A 23,747-nucleotide genomic window follows, 5' to 3' on the forward strand; every position below is an offset into this window, starting at 1 on the left:
GCCATATTTTACCCTGGCGTATCCAGATACGGATCCTGGCCCATTTGGCGTTGGACCTTTTGGCGTTCTTTTTCGTGGTAGAGGAGGATCTTGCGGTCGCGAAAGTGGCGTTTTTCGACGCGCCGTTGGGCGCGGTGGAACAGTTGCTCCATCCCTTTTATCGGGCCGGTGGATTTTAGGCCCAAGGCTTCGAGTTTGGCGGCGCGCTTGGGGCCGTAGCCCAAGAGCAAGATTTCGTCATCGAGGGCTAGAAACTGGCGGTATGTGCCGGGATCCCCCTGTCGTCCGCAACGTCCGATGAGTTGGCGGTCGACGCGTTTGGCTTCGTGGAGTTCTGTGCAAATCACGTGCAGGCCCCCGATCTCGCGGACCCCTTCGCCGAGGCGAATGTCGGTACCACGGCCTGCCATGTTGGTAGCGACTGTGACTTTGCCTTTCTCGCCAGCCGCAGCGACGATCTCGGCCTCGCGAGCCACATGGCGGGCATTGAGAATGACCGGCTCCACACCTTGCTCCACAAGGAGGTTGGCCAGGTGTTCGCTTTTGTCGATCGAGCGGGTGCCGATCAGCACGGGTCGATCGAGCCGATGTTGCTCAATGGCGTCTTCTACCACGGCTGCCCATTTTTGATCCTTTGTACCATACACAAGTGTGCGGAGTTGCTTGCGGATAGGGGGGCGGTTGGTAGGGATCGAGAGGACATGCACATGGTAGATTTTCTTCAACTCGCCACGACTGGTCGACGCTGTGCCGGTCATGCCTCCCAAACGCTCGTAGCGTAGAAACAGGTCTTGGATCGTAATGCGGGCGGCCTGATTGGTGGCAAAAGTGATTTCAACGCCTTCCTTGGCTTCAACGGCTTGATGGATTCCTGCCCGCCACTTCCGCCCTTCGGCCATACGGCCGGTGAACTCATCGACAATCACAATCTCACCGTCGCGTACCACATAGTGGCGCTCGAAGAACATCTCGCGGGCCACCTTGATCGCGCGCTGAATATATTCGTAGATGGTCGAGAGAGGGAGCCGGTCCATCTCGCTTGGTTTTTGAAGCATTCGGACGAACTGCCGACCGGCTAGTGAGAGTTCTACAGTGCGTTCATCATGGTCGTATTCATAGTGTTCATTTTCGATGAACTCTGGAGAGACTTCGGCTGCCCAGCGGTAGGCCTCTGCGGCGATCTTTTCATCTTCGCCAGGCAAAGCACTGATAATCAACGGGGTTCTCGCTTCATCGATGAGGATGCTGTCTGCCTCGTCGACCAGCATGAAGTGCAAGCCGCGTTGAACGGGTTGATCGGTCCCTCCGCCCGAAGCTACGCCAAGCATCTTGCCAAAAATGTCCTGCTGGCCATCTCCCTGGGACCGCAAAAGGAGGCGATCTCGCAAGAAATCAAAGCCCATCTCGTTGGCCGTGCCATAGGTGACATCGCATTCGTAGGCCTTGCGGCGTTCGGGCTGGGGCTGCTGTCCCTGGATGATGCCGACCGACATGCCGAGCGCGGAATAGAGCGGCGTCATCCACTCAGCATCGCGGCGTGCGAGGTAATCGTTCACCGTGGCCAAGTGGGCACCATTGCCTTCGAGAGCAGCCAAATAGAGTGGCAATGTTGCAGTCAGCGTTTTACCCTCGCCAGTCTGCATCTCAATGATCGATCGATGATGGATGGCAGCGCCACCCATGATTTGCACGTCGAAGTGTCGCATGTTGAGTTTGCGCCGACCTGCTTCTCGCACGAGAGCGAATGCTTCGACGAGTAGCTTATCGATTGGTTCACCGCTACGCACCCGATAACGCAGTCCCAGGCTCGATTTGCGGAGTTCGTAGTCGTTGAGGGCTTCCATCTGGGGTTCAAGAGCTGTAACGAGGGGGACGTAACTCGCGCAGCGGGCCATCTGGTCGCCGAATGTCGACCGGATATTGCATGTTAGGCCGCGAGGAATTCTGGACACAGTTGGTCAGTAATCTGAATTGAAATGACGGGGCGGGGGGCGCGCTCTGCTGCGCTGGGACTCCGCATCGCGGCTAACGAAGCGAATGCGGAGATTCCATCATATCGCTTGGGAGTCGCTTGAGAATGGCAAGTCAGCGTTGACGCTGGATTCCCTCGATGGTGTACGAGGGCATGAATTGTCCGCCACCCGCATCGAGCACTTCCATATAGCCCTGAACGAGTATATGTTCACCCGCCGGCAGGCCTCCGAGGACATCGGGATTGCTGATTACGGCTATGCCGCCGTATTGGTCGAGGCCACCTCCAATGGTGATGTACCGAACGCCCCAGACTCCCTTTTCGGGGAAGTACTGCAGTTGACCCCGAAGCCACGTGTAGGTGGGGTCAAAGCCAAATAAATTGCTGTCTTCCTGTGGGCCGATATTTGGAGATTGAAATCCAGAGGAAGACTCCGTTTGTCGGCTACTTCCCTGCGGACGGAAACCATCACTAGCGGCAACTGGTAAAGTTGTTGCGGCGGGAAGTATAGCGGTTGGCTGTTGAACCAGTGGTTGAGATTGCGGAAATCCTTGAGTCGCGATGGGCGGCTCGTATACGTAGCCCTGCTGAGGCAATGATTGCTGCTGGGCTGCGACTTGAATGATGTCGGTTGAATTGTTGGCTGGTACGGAAGCGAATCGCAGATTCTGGTTATCTGGCAAAACGCTCACAACTTGGCTCTCCACGGAGCTGATACTGGCAGGCGCGTAGCCGGTAGTAGGTTGTGCGCCGTAAGGGGTGACGTTACCCGTTGGAGCAGGTTGATTCCAACCACCAGGTGGGTAAACGGGTGACGTTTGCGGTGGAGGGGTCACGGCAGGTGGATAGGTGGAAGGTGGAGGTGGATAGGATGTACTGGGCGGGACTACACTGGTAGCGCCAGGTACAGGATCGCCGGGGTAATACGGCTGCGCAGCACCGGGCTGCAATGCACCTGTTGATGGAGGGGGAACGCGATCAGGTGCAAGAAATGGATTCGTGATCGGCGCCGATTGGCTTCGGCAACCTATAGAAAATAATAAAACGAGTAGGGTGAGTAACCACCGCATCGGCAGATTCCTTTCTACCGTGAAACGAACAGGATTGCGCAACGGAAAGAGTCGTCGCGCCAACTGGAAGACGAATGTTAGCTATACCGCCGAGTTTGTCCAGAGCTATTAGCTATTGGTTGTTAGCAATCGGCCAAAGAAATCGCCAGTCACTGCTAGCAGTGACTGGCGTCTGATACTTGAAATCCGATTTTTCACCTAAGTGCTATCGTTTTGCGATATGCGAAACGACATAGGGATTTGCCACCACGAGTGGCTCAATTGCCGTTTTGGTCTTGGTAACACGGTCGTCGCTAGCAGAGTTTTCCTCGGTGGTGCTCGAGGACGCCGGCACAACATACGGATTGTTGATCTCTAGGGGGGCGGCCGCAGACATGTCGATCTCAGGAGTCATAACCCCCGGAGGATAGGCGAACGGACTGTAGCCATAAGTCCTGGCAACCGGCACGCTATAATAGACGGGTGGAAAAGCAGAGTAGTAGGGAACATTCTGTGACAATATGCCGTAGAGTCGGCCTGAATCCCAGAAGTTGTAACCACCACCATAGAATCCACCACCACACTGTGCCTTAGCCTGGGTGCCTATGGAAAGGCTGGCCACGGCCATAAGCACTACGAATCCAAATTGTTTGATCATTGCTGAGTTCCTCTTCATCTGAAGTGTCAATCTCTGAAAAGACGGCCAAAGGGCCTCTAACTCCAGAATAATCAGACTGGGCCGAAACGCAACTATTTGCGTGAATCTCGGGAAAAATGACGGTTTAAAGCTGCTTCCTTTCTAGCCCTGGGCGCAGGGCCCATGGTTTGTGGCGGATCCAACTCACGGCTTTCACCGGGGGCTAGAAAGGAGCGATGGCACTACCAGATTCGGATGCGATCCTCGGGTGCGCGGTATTGTTCGTCGCCGAGCTTGACTTCAAACGCTTCGTAAAAGGGATCGAAGTTTGACATGGGGCCGTTGCTCCGATACATCGAAGGTGAATGAGGGTCGACGAGTAGTCGCTTCAACATCTCGGCATCGCGGTATTTTCGCTGCCAGCTCTGGGACCATCCAAGAAAGAAGCGTTGGTCGCCCGTCCAGTCGTCGATGATAGGCGCCTCCTCTCCATCCAAGAACAAGTTATAGGCCTTGTAGGCGATCGACATTCCCGAGAGGTCGGCAATGTTTTCTCCCAGGGTGAGTTTACCATTCACGTGTTTGCTTGGTAGTGGAGAATAGCTGTTAAACTGATCGACTAGCTTTGAAGTGAGCTTGTGGAAAGCAGCTCGATCCTCGTCTGTCCACCAATTGTTGAGATTGCCATCACCATCGTATTTACTCCCTTGATCGTCGAAAGCATGGCTGATCTCGTGCCCGATAATCGCACCAATACCGCCATAGTTGACCGCGTCGTGGGCATCGACATCGAAGAATGGAGGTTGCAGAATCGCGGCGGGGAATACAATCTCATTTTGGCCCGGGTTGTAATAAGCATTGACCGTCTGAGGGGTCATGAACCATTCCTCCTTGTCGACCGGTTTCCCCAGTTTGTCGATCATGCGATTGTATTCCACCTCTGCTGAGCGAAGATAGTTGCCCAGTAGATCGTCTGGCTCAATAACAAGTGCCGAATAATCTCGCCATTTGTCGGTGTGTCCGATTTTTGTAGTGATCTTAGCAAGTTTTTCTTTGGCTTTTTCTTTGGTGACAGGCGTCATCCACTCTAGGTCGTCGATACTTTGCTCATAGGCCTTCATCAAATTGCCAACCAAGTCATCCATTCGCTCTTTGGCTCGATGAGGAAAGTTCTTTTTGACATAGAGCTGCCCGGCAGCATCTCCAAGGACGCCAAACCCGCGTTTGCCAGAGATCGCATCGACGGCGCGTTTCCAACGCGGCTCCAACTCTGGCGTACCCCCGAGTTGCTTGCCATAGAGTGCGAATTGTGCGTCGACATAAGGGGCTGGAAGCGCGCTTGCGAACGCATCGAGCAGATGAAAGCGGAGGTACTCTTTCCACACGTCCAAAGGGGTGTTACCTATCAATGCATCGAGCTCTTCAAAGAAGCTAGGGGTACAAACATTTAGCTCTTCGACTCCCTCGACACTAGCTGAGTCGAAAAAAGATTCCCAAGGAAGGCTGGGAGAGAGTTCCACTAGTTCGGCAATTGTATGCTTGTTATAGCGTTTGTGGGCGTCACGAAGCTCGGTTTTCGTCCACTGCAGCTTGGCGAGAGCTGTTTCAAGATCCAGGATTTGCGTGCCAACGTTCTTTTCGTGGGGCAGATCGCTTAGCTCAAACAATGTGTTGATATACTTCACCAATGCCGCTCGGGCGGCAAGATTCTCTTCGCTCTCTTCCAGGTAGTAATCTCGGTCAGGGAGAGTTGTGCCTGACTGGATCAGAGCAGCCAGATAGCGAGTCGAATCTTTGTCGTCCTGGTCGACAAAGAACCCGAAAGGAGTTTCAACACCGATTTGATTGAAATGGCCAAAAAGTTCAATCAGTTCGTCGTAGGATTTCACATGATCGATTGCATCCAATTCGCTTTGCAGGGACCCAATCCCATGCTTGGCGATAGTGGCTTCATCCATGTAACTGGTGTAGAAATCGCCGATTTTCTGTTCGAGGCTTCCCTTGGGGTGGTCGCTCTCAGCGGCCTGTTCGCATATTTCCTTTATGGCCAACTGGGCTTCGTCCTCAAGAAGGCTAAATGAGCCGTAGTTCGATTTGTCCGCCGGTATAGGAGTATGCTTGAGCCAATTGCCATTCATGTAGAGGAAGGGATTGTCTTGTACTCGAACAGACGGATCGATGGCTTTTCTATCGAGCCCGGATTTTAGCTCCGCAGCAAAGGTATAGGGAATGAAAGCAAACAGTGAAAACGCGACGATTGCCATCCGACTCATATTTGATAGATCTCCTGAAAAAATCGATGAATAAAATAGTAGAAATGATATCCATAGCTGGAAGGCAATGGTTGCACAATTCTAGACGAGATTCCGCTGGGGGGCGAGGGAAGATTCTTCTCGTGGTAGAATCGCATAAATGTCCCCTGACGAAATCACAAAGCGAATCAAGCAAAATGCCAACGAATTGGGCTTTCAATTGTGTGGTATCTGCCCAGCAATTTCTCCACCAGGGGCTGCTCGCCTGGACGAGTGGCTTGCCGCTGGTTACGGCGGACAAATGCACTACATTGCTGACCGGCGCGAAGCATATGTCGATCCAAAGCATGTGCTCGAAGGCGTCCAGAGCCTTGTGATGCTGGGCATGATGTACCACGGGACCGGTGAGTCCGTGCCAACTACCGGTACGGTGGGACGCGTAGCGCGCTACGCTCAGGGAACGGTTGACTACCACAATGTGATCCGCGAGCGATTGCACTCTTTAGCGGACAGTTTAAGAGAAATGGCACCTAAGGCTACCACCAGGGGCGTGGTCGATACAGCACCGCTCTTAGAACGAGAGTTCGCACAAATGGCAGGGTTGGGTTGGGCGGGAAAAAATACGCTGTTGTTGTCCAGGCATGCAGGTAGCTATTTTTTTCTAGCTGCTCTACTTACCGACGCAACTCTTGAGTACGACAAACCCTTCGAGGCAGATCATTGCGGTACTTGCACAGCTTGCCTGGATGCATGCCCTACGGACGCCTTTCCCCAGCCCTACGTGCTCGATGCCTCGCGATGCATTAGCTATCTGACAATCGAACTGCGAGACGCCGTTCCCAGCGAACTTCGTGAAGGGATTGGCGACTGGGTGTTCGGATGTGATGTCTGCCAGGAGGTTTGTCCGTGGAATCGTGATGTGCCGTTGTCGGAGGAGCCAAACTTTGCGCCTCAATCAGAATTGAATCCGCTTGAGTTACCGCCACTGTTCGAGATGGACGAGTCCGACTTTCGCCAGAGATTTCGGCACACCCCTCTTTGGCGAGCCCACCGTCGTGGGTTGCTGCGTTCAGCAGCTATTGTGTTGGGCAACCAGCGTGATCCTGAGGCCTTGCCAGCGCTTATGAAAGGACTTAACGACGAAGAACCTCTGGTGCGTGGAGCAGCGGCGTGGGCGTTGGGGCAATTTGACATCGCAGAAGCTCGATTGCAACTATTGAATCGGCAGCAGCGGGAGTCCGATGAATCGGTTCTCATGGAAATCCAACACTCCCTTGGTCATAAACTAAACAAGAATCAGCCCTAGCCGGATGTATACGCCGCCGCGGACTTGTCTTTCCCGGACCGCGTGGCAGGTGCAAGGGCCTGGTGTTGACGCGCAGTGATTGTCTTCGAAAATGGTTGATGTGATTACTACGACACTCCCACGCTTGCGAATTGGCAAGCTCGAACTCGATTTTCCTGTCGTCCAGGCTGCGCTGAGCGGATATAGCGATACGGCGATGCGATTGATAGCACGGAGGCTTGGGGCACCGTACACTCTCTGCGAAGTGATGCTTGACAAATTGATCCTTGAGGTCCGCAAACGCAAGCGCACACACCACTTGATGCATGTGGACGACGCAGAACATCCGGTTGCAGGACAATTGATGGGTGCCGATCCCCTCCAGTTTGGACCTGCTGCCATGCGTTTGGTTGAGCAAGGCTTTGATGTGATTGATATCAATTTTGGTTGCCCCGTTAAGAAAGTGTTGGGGCGTTGCCGAGGAGGTTTTCACTTGAGCCAGCCCGATGTGGCGCTGGAAATTGTATCGCGAGTTCGTGAGGCTGTTCCCGAACACATTCCTGTCACAGTAAAGATGCGGAGAGGAATTGACGACACCCAAGAAAGTCGTGACAAGTTTTTTACGATTTTTGATGGTGCCTACAAGGCTGGGGCGGTTGCAATTACCGTCCATGGGCGGACCGTCACGCAGCGTTATGACGGGCCTTCGCGGTGGGAATTCTTACGCGAGCTAAAAGAGTATGCAGGGGATCGTGTCGTACTGGGGAGTGGTGATCTCTTTGACGCACAGGCGTGCCTCGACATGATGCAGTACACGGGGGTCGACGGTGTCACGGTTGCACGCGGTGCGATTGGCAACCCCTGGATTTTCGGCCAGGCACGGGCGCTCGCAGCTGGTCTCCCGTTACCCGTTCCACCAACTCTCTTTGAGCAGCGCAACGTGATCGGCGAACACTACCGACTCGCCGAAGAGTTGTATGGTCCTGAGCGATGCTTGCCGAATATGCGCAAGTTTGGGATTAAGTACTCGCGATTACATCCCCAGGGAGATCAGGTACGTGCCGACTTCTGCACGGTGCGTGCGCCGGGGGCTTGGCGCGAGGTGTTGACAAAATGGTACAGCATCGATGGCCCAGGAGAGTACCAAGATGTGGAGGAGCCCAATCCGTTGTCCGCTGCAGCAGTTCGACATTCTTGCGAAGCTGTCCATTAGCGCCAGATTTTAGGCATCAATCTGCGGAAACGACCACCCACCTTCTGGCGATTCTCTTCTGGTGAAGTTTCCGTCGCCGGAGGTTGCTTGGCAAGCACCACGGGCTCATGCTCGACGGGAGGGACATATTCTACTAGGTAACGAGACCAGTACTCATTTACCAGCCGCAAGCAGTCGACGACCTGCTGATCTCCGAGGGCGGTTTTTGCCGCGTACACTCGCTTGACCAACTCACTACGTCGCTGGTCGTCGAAACGCAGGTCACACAGTTCGACGTCGTCAACCAAGAGATCCGTTTTACCGGTGGCATGGAATTGCACGCGTATTTGATTGGCATCTCCTACCGGAAGATCGTTGAGTGACAGTTCGCACCGCGACCACTGATTAGGAGGTAAGTCGTCAGCTGTAAAGGTTTTATAACGTCGATAGGTCCGTCCATCATCTTCTGTTTCGACCGCGACTATCAGCCGGGACTTGAGGCCCATTTCTCCAGCTTTTACGTAGGCTGACACGACGAGTTGTCCGGTAACGGGGATCGGAAATAAATGGCTTTGTGCTGCCACTCCCAACTCGTCGCCACTTGCGATTTGCAAGGAATTCACTCCTGAATGAGAAATCTCACTCTCTACGGTCACCGTACCTACCGGACCCCTTCGCACCTGCCAGCCAAAAATTCGCGAAGTTCCCTCGCTGAGTTCAAAGTCGGGGTTCTGCAGCTGACGATAGTTGCGCTCGATGTCCAAGTTTCCTGTGCGATCTTGGATAGCAGCTATCTTCTGCTCGAGATAATCTTGCATGATGCCATCATCCATAATGCGCAAGTGTTCGACTTTAAGTTGAGGGTCTTTGAATTTCCATGCACGTAATCCATAGGGTTCGATTTCAGCCATCCACGGAGTCGCTCTATTGGAAAGAATCCCGGATGATAATGACTCACTATTCTCATTGCTGAGGTCAAGGCCCCCAAGTAGTTGCCAGTCAGGTGTATTGCTGGTGTCTAAATCAACTTGGAATTGCAGTTTCCAGGGAGATTCATTGAGGCATACGAGATACGTGGAATCTTCTGTACGCTGTATTCTTAAATTGACAGGCTGCTTTTGGAGTGAGCGTGATTCGGTGTATTCCGTGGGCAACTCGGAGATGGTTTGAAGTAGCTTCGTTCGCTGGACATCGAGAATCATGGGAAGAGAATTGCCACCAACGATGATACTAGGAAGAGGACGGCCAGAGATCGTACCAGTCAGATAGTAATCTCTCAGAGCCCCTGAAGGCGAAGGTTGGTGTGCTGTAGTGAGATGCGTCATTTCACTGCCGAAGGGGCTCAATTTGTCATAGCTGGGCAGGTGCGTGCGAGTTACCGGATAAACCAGCTGATCGGTCGTACGTCGCTCATTCGGCAGTAACTCTCCTTTCATGGCCACTTCGTTGAGCACTACGTTGGTTACATGCTCTTGGAGATGCTCACTGGGAATCTGTGTCACAGAATTTGCTATCTGGAGCCCAGGGATCTCTGCGAGTTGTTCCAGGTCGATGCCTCTTTCAGATAGAAGCTGTTTGACTCGGCCTGTGCTGGAAACACTTTGTCGAATTGATTGTTGTAAAGCAGGACTGGAAAAAAGACCCTCCGTGAGCAGAAACACTCGTGCATTCTCCTGACGACTGCGGACTCGCTGGGCAACCCTGGTATAAAAGCCAGTGATTTCTTGGGTTTTCCATGACTGCCACGCTTGGCGTTGTTCACTCAGTAGAATTGCGGCGCGCTTCCGAAACCGGTCTTCTCCCTGCGTGGGTAAATTTATTCCAGTAGCAGCAGTGAATCTGGCACACGTGTGGTCATCGAAACCCCATTCCAACCCCGGCAGCATTGCTGTCCCTGAACTATCAAGTTGTATTCCGACGCCGGCGAACGCTGAATGACTGCAACCTTGCTCTACCAGCTCATCAAACAGGGCGAGAATTTCTTGCTGGACACTTTCGTGAAGTAGGTTGTAGCCAAATTGAGGGTTCGCCTCTATGAAATCTAATTCGCGAAGTTCACGTCCTTTGTCATCAATGCATGTGATTCCAGCTTCAAGTTGGTTTGTGTCAGAACGCAGTTTTTCCAAACGAGGCAGGGGGGTGTCCAAGTCGATCGTCGGGATTATCGTGATCTTTTCACGATCACACACCTGCAGCAACAACTCCAATACATCTTTGCGATAAGGGTCTCGTCCGCTGGCCGCTAACTGCCCCGTATCGTACCGGGGAGAAGGCATCAGAATGTCACTTGGGTAGAGCGCACTCCCATCGGCTGCAACCGAGACAAAGACACTGTTGTAGCCCGAGAGGCGTAGAAACTGAGTCATACGCCGCGCCCCCTCTAAAAAAGTAGTCCAACTTTGGACACTCATTCCGCTTGACGGATCAAGCGTCTCTGGTGCACCAAAATTTTGCGCGAACACTGGTTTTGCGATATATCCGGCCAGTAGTCTCCTGGTAGCAAACTCTTTCTCCGACTCGACTGCTAGGCTACTTGTGGCATCGTCGTGTCTCGACAAGGTGAGTGTGCCAAAGACACCGGGCAACTGGCCATGTCGATTGACGATTAGTAGCTGAGGACTATGCGTTCGTGGCCAGAACACGAGTCTATGAACTGCTAGTTCAGTTTCATGCTTCGAAACAACTTCATCGACATAGAGTCCTGAATCAACAACTGAAGCGTTGACTCTGCCTGCAGCATCCGGTTCTACGATGCTGATCCCAAGATGCTGTTGGACATTTTTTGGATAGGCAACCTCAATTAGGTGCGGCACGCCTGTTTCTAGAACAGGAAGTGCAAAGGCCTGCCAGGTTGGATCGGACTGTTGTGCCGGAGGTGGTATTTCAACCAATCCATCGGCATCACCAAGCCGCGGAATTAATCTTACATTTCCGATGGACTCGGGGGGCTTGCCACTTAGACGGGACACTTGTGCCCAACTTGGCAAGCGTTGCCACCAGCTAGGATTGGATGGGGCAATGGACAAGATCGGAATCCAATGATCGCCCAGAACAGGTAAATTTGCCTTGGGGTCGACTACCACGATATCAATTTCGCGTGTGGCATACGATTTAGGTTTTTGGCCAGGAACAAGGCGTGTCGTGAAATTCTCCTCAGGGCGCGCTGTCAGAGTAAGCCGATAGCCTCCCTCGGCTTGTGGGCATTTCACATCGAACAAGAGAGGTTCGTCGAGTGCAGATTTGCTAGTGAACTCCTGCGTTGCTTGCCATACAGCTTTAGAATCAATGTCGCCATAAAGCTTAGCATCAACTATCACGGTGCCAATCTCAAGCTCTTTCGCGAAATCAACCTGTAGCTGGAGTGGCCACGATTCGCCCGGTTGGAAGATAAGATTTTCTCGACTGGATATCACACGAAAACGATCTCCTGGACTTCGATAAGCCAGTACAAAACTTTCAAGAGAATCAATCGGCTCCTTGATTTGACCATTAACAATTTCTTCAAGTGGAACTTCGACAACAGTCGGCAGAGTCGATTGATCAGTCCGCAATTCGAAACGTATGAGCGACTTTAGGTCTGCTGTAATCGTCACGTCACAGCCATCAAAGCCTCGCTTCTCTAAGGGCTCGATCCGTAGTTCGTTGCTATCGAGTTGAATAGCGGCGGTGGCATCAGTCTCAACGCCAAGAGGTTGTAAATCAGCAAGGATAGCGTCGGAGCAGGTGATTGTGCCAAACCAGCGATGTTTGGCACCGTCTCCACTTCCCCAGGCAAGCCGCAGGCGGACTGTGGTAGTTTCCGCCCAACTGCATGGCACTAAGAACAAACTGCAGGCAAGAGCAACAAAGAAGAATCGCATTAAGAATGCGCAGCGTCGCACAGTGGCCGTCAGCCCACTTGTTAGTATCCACTTTATCGGACGTCCTTGTCCGACCATGGCTCACCGAATGGTACAGAGGAAAAGTTCGAGAGAATCCTTACATACAACAGCTAGAGTGACTCGGCTCGATCTCCTTATCGAGTCGAGAATAGCGTGCTGTCATGATGCAGAAATAAACGTGGCGGATTCTAGATAGCACTCGATGTAAGTGCTAGGGCAATTGAAAAACGCTCGATACTGTCATGCCAGAGCTAGCACAGCCACTAGTTCGTGCTAGCGACGGGGGGAAATCAGATCTTCTGCGAGCTCGATTTTGCGGAAATCCAAGCCTTCCTTGCCTTGAACCTGACAGGTTGTAAGCAATTGGTTGAGTTGCTCAACGATCTCTCCGCAACGGGAAGCGACATCATTTGCCTCCCAGCGGTCGTCTGGCTTGACGAAGAGTTGGGCCGTGCCTTCGTCTGAGGAGGTTTTCAACATCCATGCCGGTGATCGGATCATCCACTGGCCTGCCGTATCATAGGCCAGCGCGAGTTGTCGAATTCTCACTTCTTCGCCGGCCAAATAACGCAAGAGCGATTCTGAGGAATCTTCCGTTGTATCGACAACTCCTAACCAATCGAGCAGGGTTGCACGGAGGTCGCAAGGGTGAACAAAGCCTCTCACGCGGGGTAACGGTGCTTTTCTGTTTCCCACCGATACGAGGCAAGGCAAATGAAGTTGTTCGCTATACAATTGACTCACCTCGTGACCGACCATGCGGTGCTCCCCCAATGCGAAACCGCTTGAACCAGTAACCATGGTGAACAGCTCTGCTGATGATCCAGTTTTCTCAAAGGTATCGACAAATCCAGCTATGCAAGAATCTAGCAATTGTACCTGGGCACCATAACCTACTTGGTAACTTAATAGCTCGTCGGGATCTTCGCCAATTTCGATTGCGGCAGGTGGTTCAACAATGGGATGCGGAGTTGGATCTTCTTCATCCAAAAAGTGAGATCGCATTTCCAGTGGCGCATCCCAAGGTCCACTCAGTCCCTGCAAATGTACCCAAAGCAGACCATGGGTGTTCAGCTTGGATGCTTCTGCTTGCCATTGGGCGAGCTGTTCGCTGGCCTGGTCAAAGAACCGAGCGAAATGTGACTGGTCGACCTCAGAAGCCGAGGCCTTAGCCGGTGATTCATAGAGGAATACTTCAGTGAAACACCCTTCCTCAGCTCGCTTTGCAATCAAGTGGTCATCGGTAAGTAGCCAGGAGCGCACGTTCGACTCATAAAGATTGTTTGGCAGATCATGCCAGACAGCTTCATAGTAATCTGATAAATCAGGGGAGCTTGCCAGCAACCACTCGACGACCAAGGAGCGAGCCGCTAAAGCGTCCAAGTAGGGTGTCGGGTAGATTATGTTTCCGTAGGTCCCCAATGCAGAGGCACGGAGTCCATCAACAACAATTACTAATGCCAAGCGATTTTCCATGCTTTGCACTATAGTCGATTTATTCGCTAGTTTGCAGCGCCCGAAGCCTTGCCTTTACGCCACTCTTGCCAAACAAGCTGTGGAAAAATCAGCGCATCACGGAAGTAACGCTTGGCCAGCCGTTGCGGCTCTGAAACAAGTCGGTGAAGCCACTCGAGTCCATTTTCTCGCATCCATTGCGGAGACCGCGACTTTTCCCCGGCGAGAAAATCTATCGTGGCTCCTACGCAGAGAGCAACCTTTGCCTCTATTTGCCCGGAATGACGCTCAACCCAAAGTTCCTGCTTGGGTGCTCCGAAACCAACTAGCAGGAGATCGGGTTGAGACTCGGCGATTCTCTGCAGTATTCGCTTACTTTCGAGCGTATCTCGCTCGAAACCCGATGGTGGCGAATAGGTTCCTACGACATCGACTTGTCGCCAACGCTGGTGGGTAGCGTGTGCAGCCCGCACTGCAACCCCTGGGCCGGCACCAAGGAAGAAAACACGAAGTGGCCTGTTCATTGTCGATTGAAATGTCGCTTGCCGATCAAAAATTGCGGGCACGAGGTCACTTCCCGCCACGCGTTCAGGAAGCGGACGCCCCAGCAATTTGGAGGCCAGAACGATCGGCGCCCCATCGGCCAGGACCAGGGAGGCTTTGCCATACGCTTTGCGGAGACCTGTGGATGATTGGTACATGACCGCATGGTCCACATTAGGAGTCACCACAAATCGGCAGGAACCGGCAAGCGGCTCGCGGCACCAATCGAGTACCTTCTCCACAGCGGCAGACATATTCAGAGCATGAATCCTCATGCCAAAAAGTGAAATTGTATTCATTGGTATGATCCCCATCGATAAATAGCAATGGTATCCCTAGCCGGTGGCACACTTGCCTCCGGGGAATCCTGGAACGCGTGGCGTTCCGGCTAGGTAAGAATTTGTGACAGAATGCCGAGCAGTACTCGTGATTCCCACAGAGATTCCTGTTATGAGACATAAAGTCCACTGTTCGCTCGGCAGAAGCGTAAGGTCATGAAAGAGAGCGTTGACACAATAGGTAATGAGCACTGCCAAGTTGAGCATGCCTTGAGCTCGCATCCATGCTGGCCTCGTGTTGTCATGAGCCAGCATCCATGCCAATCTCATCCAGGCAAACAAAAGGGCAAGAAAAAGAATGAAACCAATTAGTCCCGTTTCGGTGAGGATGCTCAAGTAGGTGTTGTGGTGGTCGAGGCCTCGGATGGATTCGAGTTCGATCTGTTGACTACGTTCGTTGAGATAGGGCATTTTCTTGTCATAGAACCGCCCGAACCCGCAGCCAAAAAGCGGGGCATCTTCAAACATTCTCAGTGAAACCACTGCGAACGATTCTCTCTGGAACACGGAGTGGCTTGCGGAGCCATTGGAATCTTGCCGACCCATGTTGATGAGATTGCCGCCGACGAACAGTGCCGCCAAGCAGGTGGTCACTGCCAGCCCGGCTGCAAACAACGGACGCCACGTCCGCGGGAGCTGTATGAGCGGGATAACGGCCAGACCGACTGCCAAGCCAAGCCAACAAGAACGAGTGTAGGTATAGTACAGTGCGAGGGCCATAAGCGGCATGACGCACATTAATAACATCCGTCCTCGGCGGCCCATCTCCGCCCACAAAAACCAAGCTGCCCAAAAGCAAATTGTGAGGTAAACGCCCAAGCTAACCGACATCAGTGCCGGGCCACGGGCACGTCCAAAGTGAGCACCTAGAGTTGGGTCGGCGATATACCGCGGAAAAACGGCCCACCATTGCCCCTTCACCTCCGCGATGCCGGTAATGGCTAAATAGAGACCGAATACTGTCAACCCACCGAGGAGCCATTTCCATTGGCGGAAGTTAAGTTCCGAGTTTCGTACAATGCCATACAGAACTGCAGGCATCAAGAAACTAGCTATAAGTCGCCAAGAAGGAGACACACTACTTGCCGCCGACGGGGGCGCTTCTGTGAATGCCCAGCGAACGACAAGGTAAGCGACCAAGAGTCCACCAAGCAAATCAACGATCCCCAATGGCTTACAAGTCAACTGCCCCCGTCGCCAACGCCAAGCGAAAAGGACAACCATTGCCGAAAGCACTAAGCGATCTATTGTGAGCGGGATTGGGCCAAGATGAAATTGCCATACATCGCGTGTGAGTACATATCCCAAAGTCACAAACAGAGTACAACCAAGTAACAACGTCCCAAATCGGGCATAGACGAATACCCATGAAAGGAAAGCTAGAGCAAAAATTGCGATGAGGATAACCATAAATTCAATTCGTAAGCAGAATCTAGGCAAGACTACGAACAGATCCCAGTCGAAGTGGAATAGCTAGTAGGAGCCTCTATTTGGAGCCGTGTTACATAGTTTTCCCCGCTTGCCTGGGATTCAAAGCAATCCAAGTCGCACCAACTCCTATGGGGCTTTGCAAGTTGTGCCGAGAGCTTAGTCGCCGCGATGGCTGCCTGAACTTTTTCTGATGGGGTACGCCGTAAATATCTTTTCTGCTGCGGAGCTGCCAATAGATTTTCGGTTTCTTCTGCAACTGGTCTTGATGGAGTTGGGTTCACTGTCAGGAATAACCACCCTATTCCTAACACGAATCCCCCGAGGGTTCCGATGCCCAGTACCGTGGCGCGGCCGATACCTACTGGATAAGGACCTGTATCGGCCTTGTCAAAAGGAGTGACAAGGAGGGCACTTTGGGCTGCGACTTGTTCTGCGCGCACTTCACTCAATTGTTTGTGAACTTGGCTCAATGTAGCTCGGCTATTTTCAACCGTAGCAACTCGACTGGAATACTCAGCTCGCAACTCCGCAAGGTGACTCAGGCGGACCTGTAGGTCTGCAAGCTGCTTATGAAGCACATCCTGCCGATTACGGCTTAGGTCGATCTCAATTTCCAGCCCTTCAATAGCGACATCCAATTCACTGTGCAAGTCCTCACGAATACTAACCACGGATTCCTCTGCGGCTTGGACATGAGGATGGTCAGCGGTGCGCATACCACTTAGCCGAGAAGCCTGTAATTGAGCATCTACCAGACCATCTTTGAGTCGTTGGAGTGTGGGCTGAAAACTGAGCAGACTACTTGGCATGGCGATCAATTGGGCCGGGTCCCCCTGGGCAGCCTTGAGAACCACCAACAGTTCTTCAGCTTGACGCAATCGAGCCTCATTGAGGCGTGTTTCCTGCTCCATCTCGACCACCTGCTGCCGCAAGTCGCTTTGTCCACCCGATGCAGAATGTAGTAGGCGAAGTTCGCCGAGATCGGCGCCCACTTCGGATTCGAACGTGATAAGTCGGGCGTTTTCCTGTTCGTGATTCTGGCTGGCGAGTTCGACCTGCTTATTAATCTCGGAAATCAAGCCTTGGGAACGTTCGGTTCTCAATTGTCCGAGTCGGGCACTCAGTTGAGAGCAGAGTTCTTCAACCAGCTGAATAGCTCGCTGACGATTCGGATCTTTGACCGCCAAATAGAACACCTCAGTCTTGCCAAACTCGGCTCCGTTGGGAGGTAGCATACTCATCCGTTTACGAAGTTTTTCGATCGCTTCTGCAGATGGCTCCTCGGACGTTCTGCTAGAGCCGTTAGCTGCGACTGCTTTCAGCGTAGCTGAGAGTACTTGGCGACTTTTGGCGACTTCTAGAATTGTTTCTTGAAAGGTGCGCATCTCATATAGGTCAGCGAACTTTCCAGGCTGCTTTACTGAGCTTGCCGACGCCTCATCACGGACGACAAGTCCTTGTGTCGCTTCCCACTCGCGAGTCATGAATAAGGCATACAGTAGCGATACCACGAAGCAAGTACCCGTGATCAACACCAACGTGCGGCGGTGCTCGAGCGATAGTTTCCAACAATCTTGCGGCGTCAATGGTGTGGTGGCTATCGTCGGCTTTTCGTTCATCGGTGTATCCTCAGGCGATTAGGGTCGGCAGATTCGGATGTATCAATTCTGACGGCACTGCAGTTCTTTGCTTCTACTTCACCGATAACATCGAATGCAATTACCGGGCCGCTCACGGCCCTGATTGGATTCGTCTATCCTCTGCCATGTGAGATTTCTGTCTACACTAGCGGAAGATAGCTTTTTTTGATGGCAAATACGGGTGAAAGCCAATACACGGTTCGTCGTGATGGCATGATGCAAGAAATCAACAAGGTGAAGAGATCCAACGTCGCTTTTGAACACAACACGAGCCAAAGGTCGCATTTCTTGGCCTAAGTTTGAGTACCAATTCATCTGACATATTACCCGGTCGAATCCTCGTCTGAGGCCTTGTAAACGTAGGCGCTCTCCAACGGCCGTTGGGATCTGTCGGAAAATAAGCCAAAAAGCAACGATGAATATAAAACGTGTAGAACAATTCGAAGACCTGCTTGAGTATCAAGAGCGGTGGGATGAACTGGCCGGTGGGTGCGTTTTTCGGTGTTGGACTTGGCTCAGCACGTGGTGGAAGCACTACGGAGTTGACCTCGACTCACGAAAACTAACAGTGCTGTTAGTATTTGAAGACTCCGCAGAAACAAACAGTGCGAGGAATGAAGCAAACTTCGTAGCCACGACCCAAGACTACTGCCGCACTCCTCAGGCACTTCTTGGAATCTTGCCTTGCTATTTGGAATCAACCCGCTGGCAAGGCAACGTGCTGCACATGCTGGGCGACGGAGAAGTTTGTAGCGAACACCTCGAATTGCTCTGCGTAGAGAACGACGCGGATCGCGTCGCAGAGTCTATAGCTCAGTATTTGGCGTCAGAAGCTAGTTCTTGGGATACCTGGAACCTCGATGTCCTTGATGAGGAGAGCACAGTCCTCGGCAAAGCGCTTGCGAAATTAAAGAATCGCGGTTCTCATATCAGCCGCCAGCTAGGACCGAATTGCTGGTCAATTCAACTCCCTGCCACTTGGGATGAGTTTCTGGCGATGCAGTCTAAATCACATCGCAAACAACTTCGCCGCCTGGATAGCCGCGTCCTGCAAAGTGACCGCGCAAGCTGGCATCTGGTGGAATCAGAAACAGAATTCGATCAGGCTTGGGAGACTTTAATTGATCTTCATCAACGTCGTCGCCAGAGTCTTGGCGAGCCAGGCTGCTTCGCATCAAGACAATGGGCAGCTTTTCATCGAGACGTTGCCCGGCAACTGCTGAAGTCTGGGAAGTTGCGATTGTCGGTCCTCGAACTTGATGGCGAAGCCATCGCCGCTGAATACCACTTTGCAGCTGCAGATATCCTCTACGTATATCAAGGAGGACTTGACCCTGATCGCTGCGAGGAGGAGCCCGGACGACTCTCTATGATCCGATGTGTGCAGCAGGCCATTGCGGAGGGACAGCAGGAGTTCGATTTGTTGCGAGGGGATGAACCTTACAAGCCTCACTGGCGAGCTATACCGCGCCAGACCGTGAATATCCAAGTCGTTTCACCGCGAATTCGAGCCCGATGGCGATCCTTGTCATCGAGCGGTCTGAGAAACGCTGGCCGACTCTTGAATCAATTTGCCAACTTGCTTAGCTAGACACCCTGGGAGTGAACCATGCTAGATACTTGTAGAAGCCAGATGCTGGGAATCTATTACCTCGCGACGTTGCCAAAAAGAAAGCACTCCGCCACTAGGCGTCAATCGAGCGGCCGTGTTCCCATTGTTTCCTTGATGTATCACCGCGTGGCAGATGAGAATCCTAACCCTTGGACGATCTCCTGGGATCGCTTTCGTGCACAAATGGAATGGCTTCAAGAGCGATTTGAGATGGTAAGTCTCGACGAAGCCCAACGGCGTATAGGCAAGGATGAAAACCAACGTCCCACAGCTTGTGTCACATTCGATGATGGCTACGCAGAGAACTGCGAGAAGGCAATCCCATGGTTGATCGAACGCAAGATTCCTGTGACTTATTTCGTGACAAGCCAGAATCTGGTCACAGGAGAACCGTTTTCTCATGACATAGATCGTAATTGCCCTCTCGCTCCGAACACTGTCGACGAAATCCGTGAAATGTCCGACCAGGGTATAGATATAGGTGCCCATAGTCGCACACATGCGGATTTCGGACAGATTGATTCCGTGGAAGAGTTGTATGACGAACTAGTGGGTGCGAAGCTCGAATTGGAATCGATGATTGAAAAGCCTGTGCGATACTTTGCGTTTCCTTTCGGTCTGCCGGAGAATATGACCGCTGAGGCATTTGAAGTTGCTTTTCAGGCGGGCTATTGGGGAGTTTGCTCCGCTTATGGCGGCTACAATCTGCCGGGGGATGATTCTTTTCACATTCAACGAATCAATGGCGATCCTCAGTGGACTCGCTTCCTCAACTGGCTAACTATCGATCCACGCAAACTTCGCCGCGAACGCCCTTTCTCGCCAGGAAACTATCGGGATCGGTTTTAGTTCCCTAGCCGGAGGCGTCCGCCGTGGCAAACCTTCGGGAGAAGTGCGGGACCGCGTGGCGGTTCGGCTAAGGCGTTCCAACAAGGATTGAGGACTTCACCCATTACCAAGACTGCCCCATCAACGACGATGAATGAGCCGCATGCCCGCATGCGTTGCGATACGTTGACGGCAAGCGTTGTCATACTCTTGCTGGCAACGATCCTCCAGCGAAGTATCGGCTTGGGCCGTGGAGTACTTTTCTGCCGATGGCTTACTCCAGAAACTCTGGGTGAGTGGGAGATGGCCTATAGCTTTCTGCTGCTCTTTGCTCCCTTGGCTGTCTTAGGAATTCCGGGATCGTATGGGAGGTATCTCGAACATTATCGACAACGTGGCCAATTGGGTACTTTCCTGCGACGCACAACGCTCTGGACGTTTGTTTGCAGTGCACTAGCAATCGGAGTACTTGTTGGGTTTGCTCCACAGTTTGCCAATCTTGTGTTTGGCTCGAGAGAGCATGCTACTACCATCTATTTCATTGCAGGCTGTTTAGCTGCAGTGATTCTGCATCACACGCTGACGTCATTGCTGACAGCATTGCGATTGTTTCGCGTAGTGACTGTGATGAATTTTGCTCAAAGTTTTCTCTTTGCCGCCCTGACGCTTAGTTTGTTGTACTCGTTTCCCCACGTGATGAGCATTGTCGGTGGATATGGTCTGGCGTGCTTGGCAGCATCGCTAGGTGCTCTGATTTATATCTGGCCCGGTTGCCATACTTCGAGTCAGGCTAGTGAGGACGTTCCACATGCTGAATTCTGGGGTCGTTTACTTCGATTCGCTTTCTTTGTTTGGGTAACAAATCTGCTCTCACATCTGTTCGCCGTGGTCGATCGAACCATGATCTTGCACTGGAGTGGCATGTCGCCTGAAGTTGCATTGGAACAGGTAGGGCACTATCACAGTAGTCGTATCATACCGCTACTGTTGGTTTCGTTTGCAGACTTGTTGAGCGGACTGATCATGCCCCATTTGAGCCATGACTGGGAACTGGGGCTCCGTCAGATGGTTGCCAAGAAGATCAATCTGGCGGTCAAGCTGACCGGTTTGGGAATGCAGGTGGTGGGGATATGTATCTTGATGTTTGGCCCCTTTATGTTTGGCACTGTCCTTGAAGGTCGCTATAGTGCCGGATTATCAGTCATGCCATGGACGTTGGCAGGATGTGTGATCTCAGGGGTTTATGTAATCGCCCAGTGTTATTTGTGGTGCGCAGAACACCCTCGGTTGGCAGCGGTGCCGTTGGCGGTCGGTTTGGGAGTGAATGTATTGCTAAACCTAGTGCTCGTGCCTATTTGGGGCCTCTATGGCGCGGTTTTGGCAACTGCCCTATCTACAATCCTCTGTCTCTCAACTCTGCATCTCCTTAACGGTCGTTTTGGAATGAAGGTGGACAGCGGAACTTGGCTGATTTCCTTTCTACCGATATCACTCGGCTTTGGCATCATGATTTCGATAGGATGCCTCATCTTTGTATTGGGCTTGTCACTAGTGACAAGCCGAGTGTTTGACAGCGAGGAACGTCAGGAATTGCAGCAACTTATTGAAGTGGGCAAGAATAAACTTAAGTCGCTTGTTCCCAAGTTGGTGCCTATTAACCTCAGTTCCTGAAGTTCTAGCCTGGTAATTTGCCATGAGTATCGGAAATATGCGTGAAAGACGGATTCGAGTACTGTTTCTCGTGACCAGTATGCCTGTCGGTGGAGCGGAAACTCTGCTGATGAATCTAGTGCGTCGTTTGGACAGACAACAATTTCTCCCGGAAATTGCCTGCTTGAAAGACCGCGGTCCTCTAGGAGAACAATTGGCGACGGAGATTCCGGTTTACTGCAACCTTCTAGCCAATAAGTTCGACTTACGTGTCTTGTATCGATTGTGGAAACTGATGCGGACGAGGAATATCGATGCCGTTGTTACCGTTGGAGCCGGCGATAAAATGTTTTGGGGCCGATTGGCAGCAAAACTGGCCGGAGTCCGTGTGGTGATTTCCGCCTTGCACAGTACAGGCTGGCCAGATTCGATTGGTCGGCTGAATAGGTTACTTACACCACTAACCGATGCGTTCGTAGGAGTCGCCCAAGCGCACACTAAGCATCTTGTCGAAGGCGAAGGTTTCCCACCTTCTAAAGTCCACACAATCTTCAATGGCGTGGATACGACTCGCTTTCGTCCTGGCGACAAGCTAGCAGTTCGTCGCGAGCTTGGATTGCCACTCGATTCAAAGGTAGTGGCGATTCTGGCCGCACTGAGACCTGAAAAGAACCATGCTTTGTTTCTTGAAGGAGCGGCGAGGATTCTACAAGCTGAACCTAGTGCACAGTTTCTTGTGATAGGCGATGGCCCATTGCAAGAACAATTAACAAAGCAAGCGAAGGTTCTCTGCATCGAAGAGGTTACCCATTTCCTTGGCTCCCGTTCCGATGTTGAACGTGTTTTGCAAGCTGTCGACGTTGTAGCGCTTACTTCACACAATGAGGCCAGTCCAGTATCGATTCTCGAAGCACTCAGTTGTGGAGTCCCTGTGGTATCGGCAGATGTGGGATCTGTGGGTGAGACGGTTCTCGAAGGATTGACCGGCAAGCTCTTCCCTGCTGGAGATATGGAGGCATTTGTCTCTAAGACATTGGAGTTGCTTGCCGACGAGGAATTTAGAAGCCAACTTGGGAAAGCCGGCCGAAGTCGAACGAGAGAAAAATGGTCTTTGGACTCGATGGTCCACGGCTACGAAAATTTGGTTCGCACTTTGGTTGCGGCAAAAGGAAGCACAGTGACGGTTCACACTCCCATTCGCCCCCAAGTTCCTTTTAGTGCCCAATGATGAGTGAGAGAGGCTACCGTGCTCTCGTACGGCCAGTTAGGATAGAGGGTTTAGGGCAGCATGACTTAGGTTCTCCGGGACTTAATTCTCCCGGACTGCGTGGCGGTCCGGCTAGGCAGCCAACCTTGAGTCTTGAGATCGACGTAGTGTATGTTTACTGAAACGCTCTTAACCTGGACCGCTAGAATCATCAGCGGCGTGAGCGTGCGCTGGGTGGACTCGCAGCCCGATACTTGCCAGCGAGTCTATTTCGCCAATCACACGAGTCATCTTGATGTGGTCTTAGTATGGTCCGCATTGCCGGCGGACGTGCGACATTTGACCCGACCAATCGCAGCCAAGGACTATTGGGAAGGTGGCTCAATTCGTCGCCATCTGGCCAAAGTGTTTAATGCGATGTTGATCGACCGCAAGGAAATCAAAGTTCATCAGAGCCCTGTCGACATGATGCTGCGCGAAATCGGTAAGACGCATTCGCTCATTCTGTTCCCTGAAGGGGGCAGAAGTCCAGGCGAAGAAGTGGGGGAGTTCAAGAGTGGACTCTATTATCTAGGAAAGAAACGCCCTGATCTGGAACTGATCCCCGTGTACATCAACAATATGAATCGAATCCTGCCACGGGGAGAATTCCTCCCCGTACCACTGTTGTCGTCTCTGACATTTGGCCCACCCATTTGGCTTGAGGCGGGTGAACCGAAGATCGATTTTCTGGCCCGCGCACGAGATGCCGTACTCAGTCTGAAGGAAAACTAAG

The 23,747-nt window shown here is 52.3% G+C and carries 16 protein-coding genes; 7 read left to right on the plus strand and 9 right to left on the minus strand.

Annotated features, from left to right (window positions below; genetic code table 11):
* Window positions 1-8: 8 nt before the first annotated feature.
* From Pr1d_RS14050 to Pr1d_RS14065, 4 genes are all read right to left on the minus strand, one after another.
* Window positions 9-1,895, minus strand: a complete 1,887-nt coding sequence (locus Pr1d_RS14050; protein WP_148074123.1) for a preprotein translocase subunit SecA — start codon at window positions 1,893-1,895, stop codon at window positions 9-11.
* A 190-nt stretch (window positions 1,896-2,085) separates the two neighbouring features.
* Window positions 2,086-3,042 carry a hypothetical protein gene (locus tag Pr1d_RS14055; protein ID WP_148074124.1) on the minus strand — a complete coding sequence of 319 codons (957 nt, stop codon included), beginning with the start codon at window positions 3,040-3,042 and terminating at the stop codon, window positions 2,086-2,088.
* A gap of 205 nt (window positions 3,043-3,247) precedes the next feature.
* The gene (locus tag Pr1d_RS14060) at window positions 3,248-3,679 is read right to left on the minus strand and encodes a hypothetical protein (protein WP_148074125.1); all 432 of its coding nucleotides are present in this window, start codon (window positions 3,677-3,679) and stop codon (window positions 3,248-3,250) included.
* A 221-nt stretch (window positions 3,680-3,900) separates the two neighbouring features.
* Window positions 3,901-5,931, minus strand: a complete 2,031-nt coding sequence (locus Pr1d_RS14065; protein ID WP_148074126.1) for a M13 family metallopeptidase — start codon at window positions 5,929-5,931, stop codon at window positions 3,901-3,903.
* Between the two features lie 139 nt (window positions 5,932-6,070).
* Here Pr1d_RS14065 and queG point away from each other — a divergent pair, with 139 nt between their 5' ends.
* A complete protein-coding gene (queG, locus tag Pr1d_RS14070) occupies window positions 6,071-7,216 on the plus strand; it encodes a tRNA epoxyqueuosine(34) reductase QueG (RefSeq protein ID WP_148074127.1) in 1,146 nt (381 codons plus the stop codon).
* 100 nt (window positions 7,217-7,316) lie between these two features.
* Window positions 7,317-8,408, plus strand: a complete 1,092-nt coding sequence (locus tag Pr1d_RS14075) for a tRNA dihydrouridine synthase (protein ID WP_238476500.1) — start codon at window positions 7,317-7,319, stop codon at window positions 8,406-8,408.
* On the opposite strand, the gene Pr1d_RS14080 is transcribed toward Pr1d_RS14075, so the two are convergent.
* The 5 genes from Pr1d_RS14080 to Pr1d_RS14100 all read right to left on the minus strand — a co-directional run bounded on the left by Pr1d_RS14080 (window position 8,405) and on the right by Pr1d_RS14100 (window position 17,654).
* The gene (locus Pr1d_RS14080; protein ID WP_148074128.1) at window positions 8,405-12,247 is read right to left on the minus strand and encodes a glycoside hydrolase family 10 protein; all 3,843 of its coding nucleotides are present in this window, start codon (window positions 12,245-12,247) and stop codon (window positions 8,405-8,407) included. The genes Pr1d_RS14075 and Pr1d_RS14080 overlap by 4 nt on opposite strands.
* 294 nt (window positions 12,248-12,541) lie before the next feature.
* Complete coding sequence (locus Pr1d_RS14085; RefSeq protein ID WP_148074129.1) at window positions 12,542-13,744, minus strand: sulfatase-like hydrolase/transferase; 1,203 nt, start codon at window positions 13,742-13,744, stop codon at window positions 12,542-12,544.
* A 26-nt stretch (window positions 13,745-13,770) separates the two neighbouring features.
* Window positions 13,771-14,565 (minus strand): WecB/TagA/CpsF family glycosyltransferase, encoded by a 795-nt coding sequence (locus Pr1d_RS14090; protein ID WP_148074130.1) that lies wholly within the window; start codon window positions 14,563-14,565, stop codon window positions 13,771-13,773.
* A 36-nt stretch (window positions 14,566-14,601) separates the two neighbouring features.
* A complete protein-coding gene (locus Pr1d_RS14095) occupies window positions 14,602-16,014 on the minus strand; it encodes an O-antigen ligase family protein (protein WP_148074131.1) in 1,413 nt (470 codons plus the stop codon).
* Between the two features lie 32 nt (window positions 16,015-16,046).
* Window positions 16,047-17,654, minus strand: coding sequence for a GumC family protein (locus Pr1d_RS14100; RefSeq protein WP_148074132.1), 1,608 nt, complete (start codon window positions 17,652-17,654; stop codon window positions 16,047-16,049).
* A 436-nt stretch (window positions 17,655-18,090) separates the two neighbouring features.
* Here Pr1d_RS14100 and Pr1d_RS14105 point away from each other — a divergent pair, with 436 nt between their 5' ends.
* The 5 genes from Pr1d_RS14105 (at window position 18,091) to Pr1d_RS14125 (ending at window position 23,746) form a co-directional block, all read left to right on the plus strand.
* Window positions 18,091-19,266, plus strand: coding sequence for a GNAT family N-acetyltransferase (locus tag Pr1d_RS14105; RefSeq protein WP_148074133.1), 1,176 nt, complete (start codon window positions 18,091-18,093; stop codon window positions 19,264-19,266).
* An 18-nt stretch (window positions 19,267-19,284) separates the two neighbouring features.
* Complete coding sequence (locus tag Pr1d_RS14110; protein WP_148074134.1) at window positions 19,285-20,136, plus strand: polysaccharide deacetylase family protein; 852 nt, start codon at window positions 19,285-19,287, stop codon at window positions 20,134-20,136.
* Between the two features lie 129 nt (window positions 20,137-20,265).
* The gene (locus Pr1d_RS14115) at window positions 20,266-21,786 is read left to right on the plus strand and encodes a lipopolysaccharide biosynthesis protein (protein ID WP_148074135.1); all 1,521 of its coding nucleotides are present in this window, start codon (window positions 20,266-20,268) and stop codon (window positions 21,784-21,786) included.
* Window positions 21,787-21,808: 22 nt separating this feature from the next.
* A complete protein-coding gene (locus tag Pr1d_RS14120) occupies window positions 21,809-22,993 on the plus strand; it encodes a glycosyltransferase (protein WP_148074136.1) in 1,185 nt (394 codons plus the stop codon).
* A 150-nt stretch (window positions 22,994-23,143) separates the two neighbouring features.
* Window positions 23,144-23,746, plus strand: coding sequence for a lysophospholipid acyltransferase family protein (locus Pr1d_RS14125; protein ID WP_148074137.1), 603 nt, complete (start codon window positions 23,144-23,146; stop codon window positions 23,744-23,746).
* Window position 23,747: the final 1 nt, after the last annotated feature.

It is taken from the genome of Bythopirellula goksoeyrii, from assembly GCF_008065115.1.
GTDB classification, from domain to species: domain Bacteria; phylum Planctomycetota; class Planctomycetia; order Pirellulales; family Lacipirellulaceae; genus Bythopirellula; species Bythopirellula goksoeyrii.

What these genes read in the sequence shown, in the direction of transcription:
- Pr1d_RS14050 (WP_148074123.1), bottom strand. Translation starts at nt 1,895, where the DNA reads ATGGCCCGCTGCGCGAGTTACGTCCCCCTCGTTACAGCTCTTGAACCC.
- Pr1d_RS14095 (WP_148074131.1), bottom strand. Translation starts at nt 16,014, where the DNA reads ATGGTTATCCTCATCGCAATTTTTGCTCTAGCTTTCCTTTCATGGGTA.
- Pr1d_RS14065 (WP_148074126.1), bottom strand. Translation starts at nt 5,931, where the DNA reads ATGAGTCGGATGGCAATCGTCGCGTTTTCACTGTTTGCTTTCATTCCC.
- Pr1d_RS14115 (WP_148074135.1), top strand. Translation starts at nt 20,266, where the DNA reads ATGAATGAGCCGCATGCCCGCATGCGTTGCGATACGTTGACGGCAAGC.
- Pr1d_RS14105 (WP_148074133.1), top strand. Translation starts at nt 18,091, where the DNA reads ATGAATATAAAACGTGTAGAACAATTCGAAGACCTGCTTGAGTATCAA.
- Pr1d_RS14060 (WP_148074125.1), bottom strand. Translation starts at nt 3,679, where the DNA reads ATGATCAAACAATTTGGATTCGTAGTGCTTATGGCCGTGGCCAGCCTT.
- Pr1d_RS14090 (WP_148074130.1), bottom strand. Translation starts at nt 14,565, where the DNA reads ATGAATACAATTTCACTTTTTGGCATGAGGATTCATGCTCTGAATATG.
- Pr1d_RS14125 (WP_148074137.1), top strand. Translation starts at nt 23,144, where the DNA reads ATGTTTACTGAAACGCTCTTAACCTGGACCGCTAGAATCATCAGCGGC.
- queG (WP_148074127.1), top strand. Translation starts at nt 6,071, where the DNA reads ATGTCCCCTGACGAAATCACAAAGCGAATCAAGCAAAATGCCAACGAA.
- Pr1d_RS14080 (WP_148074128.1), bottom strand. Translation starts at nt 12,247, where the DNA reads ATGCGATTCTTCTTTGTTGCTCTTGCCTGCAGTTTGTTCTTAGTGCCA.
- Pr1d_RS14085 (WP_148074129.1), bottom strand. Translation starts at nt 13,744, where the DNA reads ATGGAAAATCGCTTGGCATTAGTAATTGTTGTTGATGGACTCCGTGCC.
- Pr1d_RS14120 (WP_148074136.1), top strand. Translation starts at nt 21,809, where the DNA reads ATGAGTATCGGAAATATGCGTGAAAGACGGATTCGAGTACTGTTTCTC.
- Pr1d_RS14110 (WP_148074134.1), top strand. Translation starts at nt 19,285, where the DNA reads ATGCTAGATACTTGTAGAAGCCAGATGCTGGGAATCTATTACCTCGCG.
- Pr1d_RS14100 (WP_148074132.1), bottom strand. Translation starts at nt 17,654, where the DNA reads ATGAACGAAAAGCCGACGATAGCCACCACACCATTGACGCCGCAAGAT.
- Pr1d_RS14055 (WP_148074124.1), bottom strand. Translation starts at nt 3,042, where the DNA reads ATGCGGTGGTTACTCACCCTACTCGTTTTATTATTTTCTATAGGTTGC.